At 59.3% G+C, this 17,697-nt stretch carries 15 protein-coding genes; 3 read left to right on the top strand and 12 right to left on the bottom strand.

Going from position 1 to position 17,697, the window contains the following annotated elements:
• Positions 1–20: 20 nt before the first annotated feature.
• The 6 genes from RHM68_RS13550 to RHM68_RS13575 form a co-directional block, all read right to left on the bottom strand.
• Positions 21–785 carry an IclR family transcriptional regulator gene (locus RHM68_RS13550; RefSeq protein ID WP_322215400.1) on the bottom strand — a complete coding sequence of 255 codons (765 nt, stop codon included), beginning with the start codon at positions 783–785 and terminating at the stop codon, positions 21–23.
• A gap of 90 nt (positions 786–875) precedes the next feature.
• Positions 876–1,265 carry a RidA family protein gene (locus tag RHM68_RS13555; protein ID WP_322215402.1) on the bottom strand — a complete coding sequence of 130 codons (390 nt, stop codon included), beginning with the start codon at positions 1,263–1,265 and terminating at the stop codon, positions 876–878.
• Positions 1,266–1,288: 23 nt separating this feature from the next.
• Positions 1,289–1,999 (bottom strand): amino acid ABC transporter ATP-binding protein, encoded by a 711-nt coding sequence (locus RHM68_RS13560; protein WP_416195196.1) that lies wholly within the window; start codon positions 1,997–1,999, stop codon positions 1,289–1,291.
• An 80-nt stretch (positions 2,000–2,079) separates the two neighbouring features.
• Positions 2,080–2,742 carry an amino acid ABC transporter permease gene (locus tag RHM68_RS13565; protein ID WP_322215404.1) on the bottom strand — a complete coding sequence of 221 codons (663 nt, stop codon included), beginning with the start codon at positions 2,740–2,742 and terminating at the stop codon, positions 2,080–2,082.
• 8 nt (positions 2,743–2,750) lie between these two features.
• Positions 2,751–3,413, bottom strand: a complete 663-nt coding sequence (locus RHM68_RS13570) for an amino acid ABC transporter permease (RefSeq protein ID WP_322215406.1) — start codon at positions 3,411–3,413, stop codon at positions 2,751–2,753.
• Positions 3,414–3,465: 52 nt separating this feature from the next.
• On the bottom strand, positions 3,466–4,314 hold the full coding sequence (locus RHM68_RS13575) for a transporter substrate-binding domain-containing protein (protein WP_322215408.1): 849 nt from the start codon (positions 4,312–4,314) through the stop codon (positions 3,466–3,468).
• Between the two features lie 396 nt (positions 4,315–4,710).
• On the opposite strand from RHM68_RS13575, the gene RHM68_RS13580 reads away from it, so the two are divergent.
• Entirely contained in the window at positions 4,711–5,118 is a 408-nt protein-coding gene (locus RHM68_RS13580) for a thioredoxin domain-containing protein (RefSeq protein ID WP_416195245.1), read from the top strand.
• Between the two features lie 139 nt (positions 5,119–5,257).
• On the opposite strand, the gene RHM68_RS13585 is transcribed toward RHM68_RS13580, so the two are convergent.
• Complete coding sequence (locus RHM68_RS13585; RefSeq protein WP_322215411.1) at positions 5,258–6,817, bottom strand: TerC family protein; 1,560 nt, start codon at positions 6,815–6,817, stop codon at positions 5,258–5,260.
• 344 nt (positions 6,818–7,161) lie between these two features.
• The gene (locus RHM68_RS13590) at positions 7,162–7,572 is read right to left on the bottom strand and encodes a MerR family transcriptional regulator (protein ID WP_322215413.1); all 411 of its coding nucleotides are present in this window, start codon (positions 7,570–7,572) and stop codon (positions 7,162–7,164) included.
• 77 nt (positions 7,573–7,649) lie between these two features.
• On the opposite strand from RHM68_RS13590, the gene RHM68_RS13595 reads away from it, so the two are divergent.
• Both RHM68_RS13595 and poxB read left to right on the top strand, forming a co-directional pair.
• The gene (locus tag RHM68_RS13595) at positions 7,650–8,873 is read left to right on the top strand and encodes an NADH:flavin oxidoreductase/NADH oxidase family protein (protein ID WP_322215416.1); all 1,224 of its coding nucleotides are present in this window, start codon (positions 7,650–7,652) and stop codon (positions 8,871–8,873) included.
• 82 nt (positions 8,874–8,955) lie between these two features.
• Complete coding sequence (gene poxB, locus RHM68_RS13600; RefSeq protein WP_322215419.1) at positions 8,956–10,680, top strand: ubiquinone-dependent pyruvate dehydrogenase; 1,725 nt, start codon at positions 8,956–8,958, stop codon at positions 10,678–10,680.
• A 175-nt stretch (positions 10,681–10,855) separates the two neighbouring features.
• On the opposite strand, the gene RHM68_RS13605 is transcribed toward poxB, so the two are convergent.
• The 4 genes from RHM68_RS13605 to cobN form a co-directional block, all read right to left on the bottom strand.
• Positions 10,856–11,302 (bottom strand): hypothetical protein, encoded by a 447-nt coding sequence (locus RHM68_RS13605; RefSeq protein WP_322215421.1) that lies wholly within the window; start codon positions 11,300–11,302, stop codon positions 10,856–10,858.
• Positions 11,303–12,082: 780 nt separating this feature from the next.
• Complete coding sequence (locus RHM68_RS13610; RefSeq protein WP_322223793.1) at positions 12,083–12,739, bottom strand: vWA domain-containing protein; 657 nt, start codon at positions 12,737–12,739, stop codon at positions 12,083–12,085.
• Positions 12,740–12,741: 2 nt separating this feature from the next.
• A complete protein-coding gene (locus RHM68_RS13615) occupies positions 12,742–13,749 on the bottom strand; it encodes an ATP-binding protein (protein WP_322215423.1) in 1,008 nt (335 codons plus the stop codon).
• A 64-nt stretch (positions 13,750–13,813) separates the two neighbouring features.
• Entirely contained in the window at positions 13,814–17,695 is a 3,882-nt protein-coding gene (cobN, locus tag RHM68_RS13620) for a cobaltochelatase subunit CobN (RefSeq protein ID WP_322215425.1), read from the bottom strand.
• Between the last annotated feature and the right edge of the window lie 2 nt (positions 17,696–17,697).

Genomic DNA, 17,697 nt, shown 5'->3' on the forward strand with positions numbered 1-17,697 from the left:
GCAGCTGCAAGCAGCCGCTGTTATTCGTTGATACGCCGGGCCAAGCCGTTGGCGCTATCGATCAACACCCGGCGATAGTCGTTGTAGTGAGTTTTAGCATCGGCCCGTGGAGCGACGATGCACAAGGTCGCAATGGCCACGCCGCCGGGGTCTTTGACCGGGGCGGCGAAACAATGGGTAAAGGTGTCGGCGACGCTGTCGAAGGAAAAGAAACCATCGATACCGGCCTGACGGATTTCCTTGAGAAACTGCTCCAGCGGCAGACGCTCACCGTCGGGCAGGATGAAATCATCAGGGTCGATCAGGTCGACAATGTCCTGGTCGCTAAGGTGCGCCAGCAGCAGGCGCCCAGACGCAGTCCAGGGAATCGGGGCGTTTTCACCAATGTCTGAAGAAATGCGGAAATGCCGCTCGCCCTCTTTCATCAGCGCCACGGTGTATTTGCGGCCGTTGAGCAGGCACATTTGTGCGGTTTCGCGGGTTTGGCTGACGATGTCCTGCAAGGCGTGGTCGGCCTCGCGACTGAGGTCGAAATGGCGCAAATGCGCCTGCCCCAGAAAGTACAACTGACGGCCGAGGTAGACGTGACCGTCCTTGCCCACAGGCTCCAGAATGCGCCGTTCCAGTAACGAGGCGACGAGTTCATACACCGTGGATTTCGGACTACCGATGCCGTTGGCGATGTCGTTAGGACGCAAGGGCTGGCCGATTTCCTTAAGGAAATCGAGGATATCGAATGCCCGGTCCAGACCGCGAGCCCGGCGCTTGATGGTGTCTTCGGTCATCTCTTCAGGTTCCCATTCAAAGTGCCGGGAGTTTACCGCTAATGACCGTTCCCACGGGGAGCGCGGGAACGCTCATTAGCGCGACTCGGCTCAGGCTTTTTTCTTGTAAGCGATGCAATCAATCTCGACCTTGCAATCGACCATCATGTTCGCCTGCACACAGGCCCGGGCCGGAGCGTGCTCTGGGCTGAAATACTCGGAGAAGACCTTGTTGAAACTCCAGAAATCCCGTGGATCTTCCAGCCACACACCGGTGCGAACCACATCTTCCAGGCCATAACCGGCCTCTTCGAGGATGGCGATCAGGTTCTTCATGGTCTGATGCGTCTGCTCGACAATGCCGCCCACGATGATTTCGCCCTCCAGCGCCGGCACCTGACCGGACACGTGCAGCCAACCATCGGCTTCAACGGCACGCGCAAAAGGACGAGGCTGACCGCCACCGGCGGTGCTGCCAGTGCCGTAACGAGTAATGCTCATGAGTGTTTCTCCTGATTGAAAAATTAAAACCGAGTGTTCTTCAGAAATTCCGCCAGTCGCGGCGATTGCGGGCGCTCAAACAGTTCTTTTGGGGGCCCCTGCTCTTCGATACGGCCCTGGTTCATGAAGACGATCTTGTCCGAGACCTCAAAGGCAAAACGCATCTCGTGGGTCACCAGCAACATGGTCATGCCTTCATCGGCCAGGCCCTTGATCACGTTCAACACCTCGCCCACCAGTTCCGGGTCGAGGGCCGAGGTGACCTCATCGAACAGCATCAGGCTCGGGTTCATTGCGATTGCCCGAGCAATCGCCACCCGTTGCTGCTGACCGCCAGACAACTGACCGGGAAAGTGATCCCGGCGCTCAAGCAGGCCCACCCGATCCAGCCACTTCTCGGCCAGCGCGACCGCTTGATCCTTGTGCAGTTTTTTGACCTTGAGCAGGCCGAGGGTGACGTTCTGCAACGCCGTGAGGTGGGGGAACAAATTGAATTGTTGGAACGCCATACCGGTCATGGCCCGATGACGAGCGATGACTTTTTCGGCGTGACGCACACGCTTGCCGTTGACTTCGTCATAGCCGATTGACTCGCCGTCGAGCAGGATTTTCCCGCCTTCAAACTCTTCGAGCATGTTCACGCAACGCAGCAACGTGGTCTTGCCCGAACCACTGGAGCCAATCAGCGTGACCACATTGCCGCGCTGCAAGGTCAGGTCCACGCCTTTGAGCACTTCGAGCTTGCCGTATTACTTATGCAGCCCGCGAATGTCCAGCAAAGCCGGGGCGTTCTGGGTCGAAACGTGTGCTTGAGTCATGGCAAAGCCACCCGCTTTTCAATGTGCCGGCCGAGTAATTCGATGGCGTAGTTGATGACGAAAAAAAGCAAACCGGCGAACAGATAAAACTCCAGGGTCATGAAGGTCCGGGCGATGATTTGTTGGGTGCTGAGCAACAACTCGGCGACACCGATTACCGATAGCAGCGTCGACGCCTTGACGATCTCGGTGGATGAGTTGACCCAGGTCGGCAAAATCTGCCGTAGCGCCTGCGGCAACAGCACATAACCCAGCGATTGATAGAACGTCAGGCCGATGGCCTTGCTCGCCTCCATCTGCCCGCGAGGTAACGCTTGCAGCGCACCACGGACAATTTCGGCGACGTGCGAGCCGCAGAACAGCGTCAGGCCCAGGGCCCCGGCCTGGAACGCGCTAATTTGCCAGCCCAGCGCCGGCGCCATGTAAAAGCAGGCCAGCACCAAAACGAACACCGGGGTGCCGCGAATCAGATCGACGTACAGACGAAAGGGTGCGCGCATCCAGAACGTGCCGTAGGTCAGCACCAGTCCGGCAAAGATGCCGATCAGCGTACCGAACAAAATCGCCAGCGCCGAGCACTGCACGCTGGTCAGAAAGCCCGACCACAGGATTTCCCGGGCAATCCACAACTCATGCAACCAACTGGGGGATTGGACCATGGGGCCTCCTATCGGCGAATTGCCAGACGCTGCTCGAGGTAGCGCAGGATCATGGCAATGAGGTAACAAGCGGCGACATAGAGCGCAGTGGTCACCATCCAGGTTTCAATCACCCGGTAGCTCTCGACATTGATCTTGCGCGCGTAATAGGTCAGCTCCGGCACGGCAATCGCCGCCGCCAACGAGGTGTCCTTGAACAGCGAAATGAAGTTGTTCGACAAGGCCGGCAGTACGTTGCGCAGCATCACCGGCACGGTGACATAAGCCTTGACCTGCCACTCGCCCAACCCAATCGCCAACCCGGCTTCGCGCTGTCCTTTGGGGATACTCAGCAGGCCGCCGCGAAAGACCTCGGTCAGGTACGCCCCGGCATACAGCGACAGCGTGACGATGAACGACGGAATCTTGTCCAGGCGGATCCCCAAACTCGGTAACGCAAAGTAGATCAACAGAATCAACACCAGAATCGGCGTGTTACGGATCACCGTCACGTACACCGACGCCAGCACCCGCAACGTGCGGTGCTTTGACAGCAAAGCAAACGCCATCAGCAGGCCGATCACGCAGCCAATGGCGATCGACAACAACGCCAGCTCAAGGCCCAGGCCGAGCCCTGCCAGCAAGGTGTCGAAATCGCGCCAAACGGCCGCAAAGTTCAACTGATAGTTCATGGTCAGCAGCACCTTGAGCGGGGCGATTGAGGGTCGCCCCACTCTCACGGGGTCATTTGAATTCGACAGGAAAACCAATCGCAGGCGAAGGCAGGTCTACACCGAACCACTGTTTGAATGACGCCGCGTAGGTTGGGAACTCCACGCCGGTCATTGCTTCATGCAACACGGTATTGACGAAATTCAGCCAGTCCTGATCGCCGCGTTTGACGGCACAGGCGTATGTTTGCGGGCTCCAGGCATAGGCCGGACTGCGGTAGTGGCCAGGGTTCTGCACCATCAGGTATTTCACCGACGACTGATCGGTCGCCGCCGCATCGGCACGGCCAGAGTTCACGGCCTGGTACATCAGGTCCACGCTGTCGTACTGATCGACCTTAGCCTTGGGCAGCGCCTGGTGGACCAGCTCTTCGGCGTACACGTTTTGCAAAACCGCCACCGTCACGCTGTCGCCGGCGGCTTTGAGGTCTTCGATTTCTTTGTACTTGCTGTTGGTCGGCAGCAACAGGCCAACGCCTTCGCGGTAATACGGCAGTGTAAAAGCCACCTGCTGAGCACGGCTGGCGGTGACCGTGATGAACTGACAACTGATGTCGACTTTGTCCGTCAGCAGGTTCGGAATTCGCGCATCGGAGGACTGCACCACGAACTCGACCTTGCTCGGGTCATTGAACAAACCCTTGGCGATCATGCGCCCGATGTCGATATCAAAACCCTGCAACTTGCCGTCTGCCCCCTGGAAGTGCCACGGCGCATTGGTGCTGCCCGTCCCCACCATCAACTTCCCACGGGCCAGCACACTGTCGAGCTTGCTGTCCGCCGCCTGGGCAACACCCACGGCAGCGGCCGAAGCCGCGAGGATAAAAACACACGCTTTGAACAAGGAAGGTCGGCGATGCATGGCAAGCACTCCAGGAGAATGTGTATTCCGCTATAACGGATACTGGTATGTAATAGCGGAATAGACAGCAGAAAGTGTGCCACAGGCTGCATGAGTGATGTTAGGAACCTTGAAAAGTGTTTTGAATCAGAGCGATGCGTGATGACACGGAAAAAACGTTACGCCACGAACTGCGGAGAAAACGCTACCGTTGACTACAACCCGCGAGTAGTGGGGTCACAGTGTGGCTTGAGCGAACGATGATGGTGCAGCGCTGCATACCCTTTAACGCTCAAGAATGCTTCGACCTGTAATTTCTGACAGTAGACCTGCCCGCCACCCTCCTCTAACGTCAACCACGTCTTCGACGAACGCTACGAAAAGGAGATTGCCGTGACCGCGCTCCCCCCTAACTCAATGTTGGCCCCGACCTACCGCAAGGTTCTCAACACCTGGCGTCCGGTCATCCTGTACTTCGGTGATGAGCATTGCCCCGCGTGCGAAACGGCAGAGCCGATTTTCCGCCAGGTCGCCGAGCCGTTTCGACATCGCGCGACTGTCTTCGTATTGAAAACCAGCGAATCGCCCCGGCATCCGCAGGTCACCGGCACCCCGACCGTACTGTTTTACAAAGATGGAAAACTGCTAAAAAAGCTCAAAGGGATTGGCACTGAGCAGAGCCTGACAGAGGACTTCGTCACACACATCGGCAAGGTGAAACCCAATTACAAGGCTAAAAAACCGAGCCATGACCTCACGTGGTTGCACCGAACACTGCGTAGCCTATGCACTGTGTCTCGGGCGCATTCCCTGATCAGGGCTTGAGTTTGTGACACGGGGAATATCGCTATCGTGAGCAAGCTCGCCACCCCAGAGATTGCCGGTGAACACACACGTTGTGTCAACCGTGATCACCTAGGGGCGCGAGCTTGCTCGCGATGAGGCCCGTCAGTGCGGCGCTGCGTTACCCACTGCTGCGCACCAGCAATACCTGCGTCACCCGACGTTCCTCTACCGCCATCACCGTCACCATCCAACCGTCCCATTGATGACGGTCACCGATCATCGGCAAGCGATCCAGCACGCTCATCACCCAACCGGCCAAGGTCTGGTAATCCTCGGTGGGTTGCGCGCTGAAACCGGTCAGCTGTCGAACCCGCGTCAAATTCAACGCACCGCTGACCCTGAACCCGCCCTGCTCCTCGACCACATCCGGGCCTTCAATTTCGCTGGCATCCGGCAGTTCGCCAGCGATCGATTCAAGAATGTCGGTCATGGTCAGCACACCGACGAAGTCACCGAATTCATTGACCACAAAGGCAATGTGGGTCGAGGCTTGACGCATCTGCTCAAGCGCATTGAGGATCGAGTAGCTGTCCAGCAGATTGAGGGTCTTGCGTGCGAGGTTTTCGAGGTCGGGCTCGTGGCCGGCCAGGTATTCCTTCAGCAATTCTTTCTTATGCACGAAGCCCAGCGGCTCATCTACCGCGCCGTCGCGAATCAGCGGCAGGCGTGAATAGGACGAGTGCATCAGCCGCTTACGAATAGTTACCGCATCGTCAGACAAATCGATGTGATCAACATCGGCCCGCACGGTCATCAGCGTGCGTATCGGCCGCTCGGCCAGTTGCAGCACACCACTGATCATCACTCGCTCGCGTCGGCCGAACAGCGAAGCACTCGGCACGTCACCGTTATCCAGCAAGTCGGCAATCTCCTCGCCGACCTCTTCCACCGCCAACGTGCCCCCCCCCAATAAACGCATCACAGCATGGGCCGTGCGCTCACGCATCGGCCGCAGACCTTGCATAGAGCGCTTGCGCCGGGCCCGGGCGACCTGGTTGAACACCTCAATCAAGATCGAAAAACCAATGGCCGCATACAGATAACCCTTGGGAATGTGGAACCCCAGGCCTTCGGCGGTCAGGGCGAAACCGATCATCATCAGGAAGCCCAGGCAGAGCATGATCACTGTCGGATGTTCGTTGACGAATCGGGTCAACGGCTTGCTGGCAACGATCATCAGGCCAATAGAAATGATCACCGCGATCATCATCACCGCGAGTTCATCGACCATGCCCACGGCGGTAATCACCGCGTCGAGCGAAAATACCGCGTCGAGCACCACAATCTGCGCCACGATCGGCCAGAACATCGCATAAGCGGCATTGCTCGCCCGCTGACCGACATGCCCTTCGAGCCGTTCGTGCAACTCCATCGTGGCTTTGAACAACAGAAACACACCACCCAACAACATGATCAGGTCACGGCCCGAAAAGGCCTTGTCGAACACCTCGAACAGCGGCTGAGTCAGAGTCACCAGCCAGGAAATACTCGCCAGCAAGCCAAGACGCATCAACAGCGCCAGGGACAAACCAATAAGGCGTGCGCGGTCGCGCTGCTCCGGCGGTAACTTGTCCGCCAGGATCGCGATAAACACCAAGTTATCGATGCCCAGCACCAGCTCTAGCACGATCAACGTCAACAGGCCCAACCAAGCGGTGGGATCAGCTATCCATTCCATAAAAACGTCTCGATCTCTTCAGCGAATTCAGAATGCCGGGCACGGCAAGGTGCGGCACGAAGGCCGTTGAGGTGCAATGGCTGAGACAGATGGACGTCGAAAGACCGGGTATTTGGCCTGCGTCAGGGTTGCGCGAGTGCGCGAGATATAAGGTTGACTGGGAGGCTCCGAGACGGTGTTCATGCAGTTCCTGAAAGGACAAAAGGATTGGAATCGTACAGCCTCAGTCAATATTTCCTACAGCGTGAATTCATTACAAAATTTGTAAGGCATTTGAAATCTGACTGTTCCTGGACCTGATTACGACGCCTTTGCACTGAATCAGATGCCTGCTGGTTCAACAATCACCGCGCAGGCGTGAATGAGGCCAGCACTCGCTCGGCATTCGCCTCGCAGTCCATCCCCTCGGGCCGTGCCTGAATATCGGCGATCAGCCCCAAGAGCTGCGCCTTGCTCTGAACCAAGTGCAACTGGATTGCTTCGATCTGCTCGACCTTGCGTGCGAGGCCCGCCACCAGGTTTTGGTGCTTAAACTCACCGGTGGCGCTGTCGGGCAACAGTTGCTTCAACTCTTCCAGGCTGAACCCGGCCTGCTGAGCACACAGGATGATGTTCAGGGTTTGCACGACGTGGTCCGGATAATGCCGGTAGCCATTAGCGCGGCGTTCGACTTTCGGGATGAGGCCTTGAGCCTCGTAAAAACGAATGCGCGATGCGTTTAACCCACTTAATTGCGCCAATTCACCAATTTTCACTCGAGCCTCGTTTGCCTGCTTGACATTAAAGTTAGCTTTAAGCTTAGCCTCTACGCTTCATTGATGAGGAGTCAAGCATGTCGCCCTTCCAAGCGTTGAAACTGCCCAACGGCCAGACCATCGACAACCGCCTGGCCAAAGCCGCGATGGAAGAAAACCTTGCCGATACCCAACAGGCACCTGCGGATGCGCTGTTGCGTCTGTATCAAGCCTGGGCCAAAGGTGAAGCCGGGTTGTTGCTGACCGGCAACGTGATGATCGACCGTCGAGCCATGACAGGCCCCGGCGGCGTGGTATTGGAAGACGAGCGACACCTTGAGCGTTTTCGCCAGTGGGCGGCCGTTGGCCGGGCTGGTGGCGCGCAATTCTGGATGCAACTCAATCACCCAGGGCGCCAGACCATGGCCAATCTCGGCCAACAGGCTTGGGCGCCGTCGGCGGTGGCACTCGATCTGGGCGCGTTCTCGAAGATGTTCGCTGAACCCAGGCCCATGAATGAAAGTGACATCGCAGACGTGATCCAACGCTTCGCCGCCAGTGCAGCACTGGCAGAAAAAGCTGGTTTTACCGGCGTACAGATTCATGCCGCCCACGGCTATTTGCTCAGCCAGTTTTTGTCACCGCTGACCAATCTGCGCACGGACCAATGGGGCGGCGCTCTGGAAAATCGCGCGCGGTTGCTGCTGGCGGTGGTCGGTGCTGTTCGCCAAGCGGTTTCAGCGCAATTCTGCGTGGCGGTGAAGCTCAACTCAGCCGATTTCCAACGCGGCGGATTCGATGCCGACGACGCCCGGCAAGTCATCCAGTGGCTTAACGAGCATCAGGTGGACTTGCTCGAATTGTCCGGCGGCAGCTACGAAGCGCCGGCCATGCAAGGTGAAGCGCGCGACGGGCGGACGCTCGCGCGGGAGGCATACTTCCTTGAGATGGCCGAAGAGTTGGCGAGTGTGGCGCGTATGCCGGTGATGGTGACCGGCGGTATCCGCCGCTTGGCAATCGTCGAACGCGTGCTCGACAGCGGCATCGCCATGGCCGGGATTGGCACCGCAATGGCGCTGGAGCCGCACGTGGTCAAACACTGGCGCGAGGGCCGCAACAGCCACCCGCAACTGCCGCCGATACACTGGAAGCGCAAACCGCTGGCCGCCTTGGCGACCATGGCGGTGGTGAAGTTCCAGCTCCATCGCCTGAGCCGTGGGCGCAAACCGCGACCGCAGGTCTCGGCGCTATGGGCACTGATCCTCGACCGTCTATACATCGCCCGCCGCACGCGGCAGTACCGTCAGGCGATGGCCAAGTAATCGAAGATCAAGGGAGTCATGACCGTGCTTGAGTTGTCCTCTTTTAAACCCGAGGACTACCGATCGATCACTGGAGCATCCCATGGCGAAAATCACCCTTGCGCAGCAACTGGCAACCACGCTTGAACAGGCCGGCGTAAAACGCATCTGGGGCCTGACCGGCGACAGCCTCAACGGTCTGACCGAGGCCCTGCGCACCATGGACAGCATCGAGTGGATGCATGTCCGTCATGAGGAGGTCGCGGCCTTCGCTGCCGGTGCCGAAGCGGCGGTCACCGGAGAGTTGGCGGTGTGTGCCGGCAGTTGCGGCCCCGGCAACTTGCACCTGATCAACGGGCTGTTCGACTGCCACAGGAACCATGTACCGGTGCTCGCCATCGCGGCGCAGATTCCTTCGTCCGAAGTCGGCTTGAACTACTTTCAAGAGACCCATCCGCAAGAACTGTTCAAGGAGTGCAGCCACTTCGTCGAGTTGGTCAGCAACCCGGCGCAGATGCCGCACGTGCTGCACCGGGCGATGCGCAGCGCGATCCTCAATCGTGGCGTCGCCGTCGTGGTGATCCCCGGTGACGTGGCGTTGCAGGAAGTCGAAGACAACCTGAAGCCTTGGCCGGTGCTTTCCAAGCCTCGCACTCTCCCCGCGCCCCAAGACCTGGATCGACTGGTCGAACTGCTGAGCCAAAGCAATGCTGTGACCCTGATGTGCGGCGCCGGCTGCGCAGGCGCCCACGATCAAGTGGTAGCGCTGGCAGACGCCTTGGGCGCGCCGGTGGTGCATGCCTTGCGCGGGAAGGAACATGTGGAGTGGGACAACCCGTTCGACGTCGGCATGACCGGGTTGATCGGGTTCAGTTCCGGGTATCACGCGATGCTCAACTGCGACACGCTGGTGTTGCTCGGTACTGACTTCCCTTATCGCCAGTTCTACCCCACCGACGCGACCATTATTCAAATCGATCACAATCCCCAGGCACTCGGCCGGCGCACACCGCTGGACCTGGGCATTGCCGCCGACGTCGGCGAAACCCTTGCTGCCTTGCTACCGCGTCTGCCTTATCGCGCCGACCGAAGTTTCCTAGCGTCGTCCCTCAAGCATTATGAAAAAGCCCGTCAGGGGCTGGATGACCTGGCGCAACCTTCCGCGCCTGGACGGCCGATTCACCCGCAATACCTGACCCGTCTTCTCAGCGAACTGGCTGATGAAGACGCCATCTTCACCGCCAACGTCGGCACGCCGACGGTGTGGGCCGCGCGTTACCTGAAAATGAACGGCAAGCGCCGACTGCTCGGCTCTTTCAATCATGGTTCGATGGCTAACGCCATGCCCCAGGCCATCGGCGCTCAAGCAGCATTTGCCGGGCGTCAGGTGATTTCATTGTCCGGCGACGGTGGTTTCAGCATGTTGATGGGGGATTTCATTTCCTTGGCGCAGTTGAAGCTGCCGGTCAAGATCATCATCTACGACAACGCGGCGCTGGGATTTGTCGCCATGGAGATGAAATCCAGCGGACTGCTCGACACCGGCACCGACCTGCACAATCCAGACTTTGCGGCGATGGCCAACGCCATGGGTATTCTCGGGATTCGTGTCGAAGATTCAGAGGCGCTCGAGCCCGCGCTGCGCCGAGCACTGGCACATGACGGACCGGTTTTGGTCGATGTGATCACCGCCACCCAGGAACTGGCCATGCCACCGACCATCAAGCTGGAGCAGGCCAAGGGATTCAGTTTGTACCTGCTCAAAGCAGTGATGAGCGGGCGCGGGGATGAAGTGATCGAATTGGTGCGCACTAACCTCTTGCGCTAAAAGCCTGATCAGGCAGTGGGCTGACCCGCGAGCAGGTCAGCTCATACGCCCGAAAATTAGCGTTAAACGGGGAGCCAACAGAATTCGGAAAAAATCTTACGCTAAGCGTTCGGCAAGCTAGGTTGTGGCCGTATCGGTGCGGATGTTCGGTGCCTGGCGGTCGAACGCTTGGCGCCTAATGCCCTACGGGCAGGTCGATGTGCGTGGCGTATCCGGGGATTTGCTCAGCAGCACCGGCTTTGGTCCAGCGGTGAACCAAGCTGCGACTGGAGATGCCCAGCGCACTTTTCAAATTCGGGTGATCAGGAAAACCAATACCCTTGCGGGTGAAGGCGGTCAGGTTCGTATTGAGCTGCGCGAGCAGGCGTTTACGCTCGGCAAAAAACTCCGGCGAACGTAAGTGGCCATCCGCTTGAAATGTGCGTTTGTGCAGTGCTTCGATGTCATTCAAAACGGTTTTCACGTTCCCCAGATTATTGGCAAACATCGCTTCACCAACGCCAATACCCTTTGAACCGTAATCCAGAAAGGCTTCGATTTCGTCGCGGTGGCGAACCATAAAGTCAGCCTCTTCCGGACTAAGCGGCTTGAGTGCGGCATTCGTCTTGGCCGCTGCTTCCATCAGCAACGCTTCTTCGCGGGTGCATTACAGGTTGGTAGGGGCACTGATGACGATCATCGAACCGGCTTTAACGTCGGTCAAATTGGGGTTTAGCGATTTGAATTTGCTGATCACTGCCGGGTTTTTCGCCGCAAACAATGTTGATTCCAGGTGCTCAGCAGTCGTACTTTTCGGTACGACATAAAAGCCTGGCTCTTGAGGCTGCGGTTTAACTATCGGCTCAGCATCAGGTAACGGTGGTTTCTCTCGAACCACCGGTTTGTGAAAGCCAAATAACCAGTAAAAGCCTCCTGAACTTTAGCTTTGGCGATAAAAGACGATTCGATTTCGCTAAAGCTGATGCCTTGACGCTCACGATCTTCCCGGCGAATTAGACGCATAACCTATTGTCCTTAATAAGAGAACCGATCAGGCAGAGGTCTGCCCCGATTCATCCTTTGATAGTGCGCGAAAGGATAACCGCCGTTCGTCGGAGCTAAAATGTTGGCTTATCGCCATTGAAGTGCGTGGTGATGAAAAGAGCACGAACACGCAGAGTCAGTAGAAGTAAAACTTCGCGTACTGGTCGATACTTCCTGTTCTGTGTAGCCCGAAAAACCATCGAGCCCCGCTCTGATGTCAGGTTGGGCTATACCCCAACCGGGCGTCAGGCAGATCACTCGGGTAGCGTCAGAATAGGGCTATTTTCTGTATTTCCTGACCCCGAGGCGTCAAGTTCTATGACCTCAATCTGACAAACTGAATGCATCGTAGGATTTTGTCCGAACTCTGCGGACTCCCCTAAACCAGCTCATCGATGTGTCGATAGTCAGCCCGCAATTGCGCGGCCAGCGCCTTGGCCCGCCCCAGCCGAATCGGACCGCGTTCGATATCGATCAGCAGCGCCGGGCAATCCAGCGCTGGCAGCATGGGCCATTCTTTCAGTCGTCCATCCGTCAACAGCAGCACCCGCTGCTGTTCGGCGGCAAAACGCTTGCGCCGCGACGCGAGCCATTGACCCGCTGCCCCTAACGCCGCCAGCAACGGCGTACCGCCTCCCGCCCCCAGCCCCGCCAGCCAGTCGCGCAGGCCACTGGACGCTTTAAGCCCTTGCATCTGCCACTTCGGCGTGTCGCCACTGGCCGTCAACAAGGCTAAGCGCGCGCGCTGACGATAGGCATCGTCAAACAGTTGCGCCAATACGCCTTTAGCATCGCTCAATGCCTGATGACGGCGGGTGGAAGCCGATGCATCGACAATCACTAGCCACAGTTCGTGAGGCGAACGGGTGCGCAGTTGGAACACCAGATCCTGTCGCTGACGCGGCCGGCCATTGAGCAGCGTACTTGGCCAGTTGATCGAGCCGTGAACGGCTGCGCGCTGTTTGCCTTGCCGGCCGTTATCGAGCCGTCCTGGCTGGGGTCTGGCATTCGCCCCCGCGTCAGATCGAGGGCGAATGCCTAAGGCTTTTTTGGCCAGCTCGGCACGTCGCGTCGCGCGCCGACCGGCAACGCCGGCGCAGGCATTTCACCCCATTGACCTTGGCCCTCACTCGGCTTGGCGGATTGCGCAGATGGCGACTGCGGCGTTTGAGACGACTGCGGTGCCGCCGCTGCCTGCTCACGCCGGCGATGACGCAAGGCAAACTCGGCGACCGCGTCGATATCTTCATCACTGATTGTTCGGGCCCCGCGCCAGGCAGCATGGGCCCGAGCCGCCCGCAGCCAGACCAGATCAGCCCGTAGCCCATCGACACCCGCCGCAAAGCAGCGCTCAGTGATCTGCGCCAACGCTTCGTCGTCGAGGGGAATGTTTGCCAATGCCTCACGCGCTTGCTGGCAACGTTCGCGCAACGACTGTTGCTGGACTTCCCAATCGGCACAAAAACCGTGTGGATCACTGTCGAAATCCAGCCGCCGCCGAATGATCTGACCGCGTTCGGCAGGTGCAGTCTGACCGCTCAGGGCGACATTCAGCCCAAAGCGGTCCAGCAGTTGCGGACGCAGTTCGCCCTCTTCCGGGTTCATGGTGCCAATCAGCACAAACTTCGCCGAATGCCGATGGGAAATGCCATCACGTTCGATCAGGTTGGTCCCGCTGGCCGCCACGTCCAGCAGCAAATCCACCAAGTGATCGGGCAACAAGTTGACTTCATCGACGTACAGCACGCCGCCATCGGCCTTAGCCAACACCCCCGGAGAAAATTGTGCGCGGCCCTGGCTAAGCGCAGCGTCCAGGTCGAGGGTGCCCACCAGCCGTTCTTCAGTCGCACCGAGCGGCAGCGTGACGAATTGACCACTGGCCAACAAATCCGCCAAGCCGCGTGCCAGCGTGGACTTGGCCATGCCACGCGGGCCTTCAATTAACACACCACCGATTTTCGGGTCGATGGCGGTCAGGTACAGCGCCAGCTTCAAGTCGTCAGCGCCGACCACGGCACAGAGCGGGAAATGCGGGGTGTCAGTCATGGTTAACTCTCGGTCATGGTCGATGATTGATGGTTCCCGCACGCTGCGTGGGAACCATCAGACCTCAGGAATCTTCTTCTATATCCAGCAACAGATTTTCCAGCGCGTCGCGGTACTCGCCCGGTTCCTGCCACAAACCGCGCTGCTGGGCTTCCAGCATCCGCTCCGTCATATCGCGCAAAGCATGAGGATTATGCTCGCGGACAAAATCGCGCGTCGCCGGGTCCAGCAGGTAGGCGTCCGCCAACAAGGCGTACTGGTGATCATCGATCAGGTGCGTGGTCGCGTCGAAGGCGAATAGATTATCAACCGTCGCCGCCATTTCAAACGCGCCCTTATAGCCGTGGCGCTTAACCCCCTCGATCCACTTCGGATTGGCCGCACGGGAGCGAATCACCCGGTTCAGCTCTTCCTTGAGGGTGCGAATTTTCGGCAGGTCCGGCTGACTGTGGTCGCCGTGATAGCTGGCCGCCGATTCGCCGCTGAGGCTTTCAACGGCGGCCAGCATGCCGCCCTGGAATTGGTAATAGTCATTGGAGTCGAGCACGTCATGCTCGCGGTTGTCCTGATTCTGCAAGACCGCTTGCACTTGACTGAGGCGCTGAGCGAACTGTTCGCGGGCCGCCGTACCCTCGTCAGATCCGCCGTAGGCGTAACCGCCCCAGTTCAGATAAACCTCGGCCAGGTCTTCACGACTTTGCCACAGTCGACCGTCGATAGCGCCCTGCACGCCCGCTCCGTAGGCACCGGGTTTGGCGCCGAAAATACGCCAACCCGCCTGACGCTGAGCAGACGCTTCATCCAGGCCCGATTGGCGCAGCGTTTCACGCTCGGCGCGGACCTTGGCGGCCAACGGATTGAGGTCGTCCGGCTCATCCAGCGCCGCCACCGCTTGCACGGCGGCATCGAACAGGCGGATCAAGTTGGCGAAGGCATCACGGAAAAAACCCGAGACGCGCAAGGTCACGTCCACTCGTGGCCGGTCCAACAGGCTTAGCGGCAGAATCTCGAAATCATCGACCCGCTGACTGCCGGTGGCCCATACCGGACGCACGCCCATCAACGCCATGGCTTGGGCAATATCATCGCCGCCGGTACGCATGGTGGCGGTGCCCCAGACCGACAGCCCGAGCTGGCGCAAATGGTCGCCGTGGTCTTGCAAGTACCGCTCAAGAATCAGGTTCGCCGACTGAAATCCGATGCGCCACGCTGTGGTGGTTGGCAAGTTGCGCACATCCACCGAGTAGAAGTTGCGCCCGGTGGGCAGCACGTCCAGACGCCCACGACTGGGTGCGCCGCTAGGCCCTGCCGGGACAAACCGACCGCTAAGCGCGTCCAGCAAACCGCGCATTTCGGCGGGACCACAGGCGTCCAGACGCGGCGCGACCACGTCACGTAGCCCGTCGATGATCGCGCTCACGTCAGACCAGCCCGTTTCCTTTAAGCGCGAGCCTGCCTCCGGGAGACGATCAGACGATGACGATGTCTCAATCAACATGGTTAATGAAGGGGCAAGCGCTTCGCGAGCAGGCTCGCCCACGTAAGGACCGAGTCCGGTCTGAGGCGGGTTCAACGCCTGCGAGATCAGGTGCGCGGCGAACAGTTCCAGGCGTTCGCGGGTATCGCCTGCCGTGCGCCATACGTCATCGCTGACGGTGAGCAGTTGCGCCGGTTTCGGCCCGACCCAAGGGTCGGCCAGCGCGCAATCCAACGGATCGAAGCCCAAGCAAAACGCTTTGGCCAGCGCCCGCAGCAGGCTTGACTGGGCGCCGCGACCATCGCCCCGTGGAATGCGCAGCAACGCCAGCAAGGTGTCGATACGCAAACGCCCGGTGGGCGACTCGCCAAAAATGTGCAGGCCGTCGCGGATCTGCGACTCCTTTAAATCGCACAGGTAGGTATCCAGCCGCGGCAACCAGATTGCAGCGTCGGCGGCACTGTCGAGTTTTTCATCCAGTTGCAGCTCGCGGTCGATCTGCGTCTCGCGCACCAGTTGCAGAATGTCACGCTGCAACTCACGGGCGCGGCGCGGATCAAGCAATTGCGCTTCGTAATACTCGTCGGCGAGCAATTCAAGGTTACGCAGCGGACCGTAAGTTTCGGCACGGGTCAGCGGCGGCATCAGGTGATCGATGATCACCGCTTGCGTGCGGCGCTTGGCTTGAGCGCCTTCGCCGGGGTCGTTGACGATAAAGGGATAGATGTTCGGCAGCGGCCCGAGCAACGCATCCGGCCAGCAGTTCTCGGACAGCCCGACACCTTTGCCGGGCAGCCATTCGAGGTTGCCGTGCTTACCGACATGGACCACACCGTGGGCGCCGTAGGTGTTACGCAACCAGAAGTAAAACGCCAGATAGCCGTGGGGCGGCACCAGGTCCGGGTCGTGATAAACCGCGCTCGGATCTACCTGATAACCCCGAGCTGGTTGAATACCGATAAAGGTCAGACCCAAGCGCAGGCCCGCGACCATCAACCGACCGTCGCGGAACATTGGATCACTGTCGGGCGGCCCCCAACGCTCCAATACCGCCTGGCGGTTGGCTTCGGGCAGTGCGCTGAACATCAAAAGGTAGTCGTCCAGCGCCAGGCTTTGCTGACACGGCCGCTGATCGAGACTGTCGAGGTCATTAGTGACTCCGCCGAGCAACTGCTGGATCAATGCGGTGCCGCTGTCCGGCAGTTCGGCCGGCACCGGATAACCCTCTTGATGCAGCGCACGCAGAATATTCAGCGCCGCGGCCGGGGTGTCGAGGCCTACGCCATTGCCGATACGACCGTCGCGGGTCGGGTAGTTGGCCAGGATCAGGGCGATGCGTTTTTCGGCGTTGGGCACTCGCCCCAGATCGATCCAGCGCCGCGCCAGCTCAGCAACGAAGTCCATGCGCTCAGGTTGTGGCCGATAGCAGACCACATCGCACTGACCGCGCTCGCTGCGCCAGGCCAGGTCTTTGAAGCTGATCGGGCGACTGATGATCCGCCCGTCGAGTTCCGGCAACGCGATGTGCATCGCCAGGTCTCGCGGGCCGAGGCCTTGTTCGCTGGCGCGCCAGCCGGGTTCATTGTCTTGGGCACAAATCGCCTGAATCACCGGGATGTTGCGACGGAACGGCCGCAGGTGTGGCGCTTCAGGACTGGATTGGGCAAACCCGGTGGTATTTAGAATCACCCCGGCCTCGACCGCATCCAGCCAGTCCTCGACCGCCGCCAGGCAGCCAGGCTCTTTGAGACTGGCCAACGCGATGGGTAAAGGGTTTAGCCCCGCCGCTTGCAAGCGCTGGCAAAAAACATCAATGAAACCGGTATTCGCTGCCTGCAAGTGCGAACGGTAGAACAGCACCGCAGCCACCGGCTGGTCGACTTTCCAGTCCGCTTGCCAATCCTTGAGTTCAGCCAGACTTTTTTGCGGGTGATAAATCGCCGTGCGCGCCAACGTTTGTGGCTCGGCCCAGGCATAGTCTCGGTCCAGCCAGCGATTGGCCAGGCAGCGGAAAAAATCCAGCGCGTTGCTCATGCCGCCCTGACGCAGAAACTGCCAGAGGCGATCGCGATCGCTGGCCGCCACGGTGCTTAAGTCACTGAGTTCGGGGTCAGGACGGTCATCGCCGGGCACCAAAATAAGCTGCACGCCGCGCTCCGCCAGTTCCACCAATCGCTCGACGCCGTAACGCCAATAGCCAATGCCACCGTGCAGCGAGATCAAAATGACTTTGGCGTGGCGCAACACTTCATCGACGTACAAATCGACCGACGCATGGTTCTGAACCTGCATCGGGTTGGCCAGACGCACACTCGGGTAATCGTCGGGCAACTGTTGCGCCGCCTCGGCGAGCAGCGCCAGGCTGGAGTCGCCGCTGCACAGGATCACCAGCTCGGCGGGCGTTTGTCCAAGGTCGGCGATGTTGTCATCCGACACGAAACCGCCGGGCTGAGTCCTGAGCAGGTGCATGG

Source organism: Pseudomonas sp. DC1.2, assembly GCF_034351645.1.
Lineage (GTDB): Bacteria > Pseudomonadota > Gammaproteobacteria > Pseudomonadales > Pseudomonadaceae > Aquipseudomonas.

Excerpts from the sequence above, each read along its gene's own strand:
- RHM68_RS13555 (WP_322215402.1), bottom strand. The coding sequence starts at position 1,265 with ATGAGCATTACTCGTTACGGCACTGGCAGCACCGCCGGTGGCGGTCAG.
- cobN (WP_322215425.1), bottom strand. The coding sequence starts at position 17,695 with ATGCACCTGCTCAGGACTCAGCCCGGCGGTTTCGTGTCGGATGACAAC.
- RHM68_RS13595 (WP_322215416.1), top strand. The coding sequence starts at position 7,650 with ATGTCGCCCTTCCAAGCGTTGAAACTGCCCAACGGCCAGACCATCGAC.
- poxB (WP_322215419.1), top strand. The coding sequence starts at position 8,956 with ATGGCGAAAATCACCCTTGCGCAGCAACTGGCAACCACGCTTGAACAG.
- RHM68_RS13570 (WP_322215406.1), bottom strand. The coding sequence starts at position 3,413 with ATGAACTATCAGTTGAACTTTGCGGCCGTTTGGCGCGATTTCGACACC.
- RHM68_RS13580 (WP_416195245.1), top strand. The coding sequence starts at position 4,711 with ATGTTGGCCCCGACCTACCGCAAGGTTCTCAACACCTGGCGTCCGGTC.
- RHM68_RS13585 (WP_322215411.1), bottom strand. The coding sequence starts at position 6,817 with ATGGAATGGATAGCTGATCCCACCGCTTGGTTGGGCCTGTTGACGTTG.
- RHM68_RS13565 (WP_322215404.1), bottom strand. The coding sequence starts at position 2,742 with ATGGTCCAATCCCCCAGTTGGTTGCATGAGTTGTGGATTGCCCGGGAA.
- RHM68_RS13575 (WP_322215408.1), bottom strand. The coding sequence starts at position 4,314 with ATGCATCGCCGACCTTCCTTGTTCAAAGCGTGTGTTTTTATCCTCGCG.
- RHM68_RS13615 (WP_322215423.1), bottom strand. The coding sequence starts at position 13,749 with ATGACTGACACCCCGCATTTCCCGCTCTGTGCCGTGGTCGGCGCTGAC.
- RHM68_RS13605 (WP_322215421.1), bottom strand. The coding sequence starts at position 11,302 with ATGGAAGCAGCGGCCAAGACGAATGCCGCACTCAAGCCGCTTAGTCCG.
- RHM68_RS13550 (WP_322215400.1), bottom strand. The coding sequence starts at position 785 with ATGACCGAAGACACCATCAAGCGCCGGGCTCGCGGTCTGGACCGGGCA.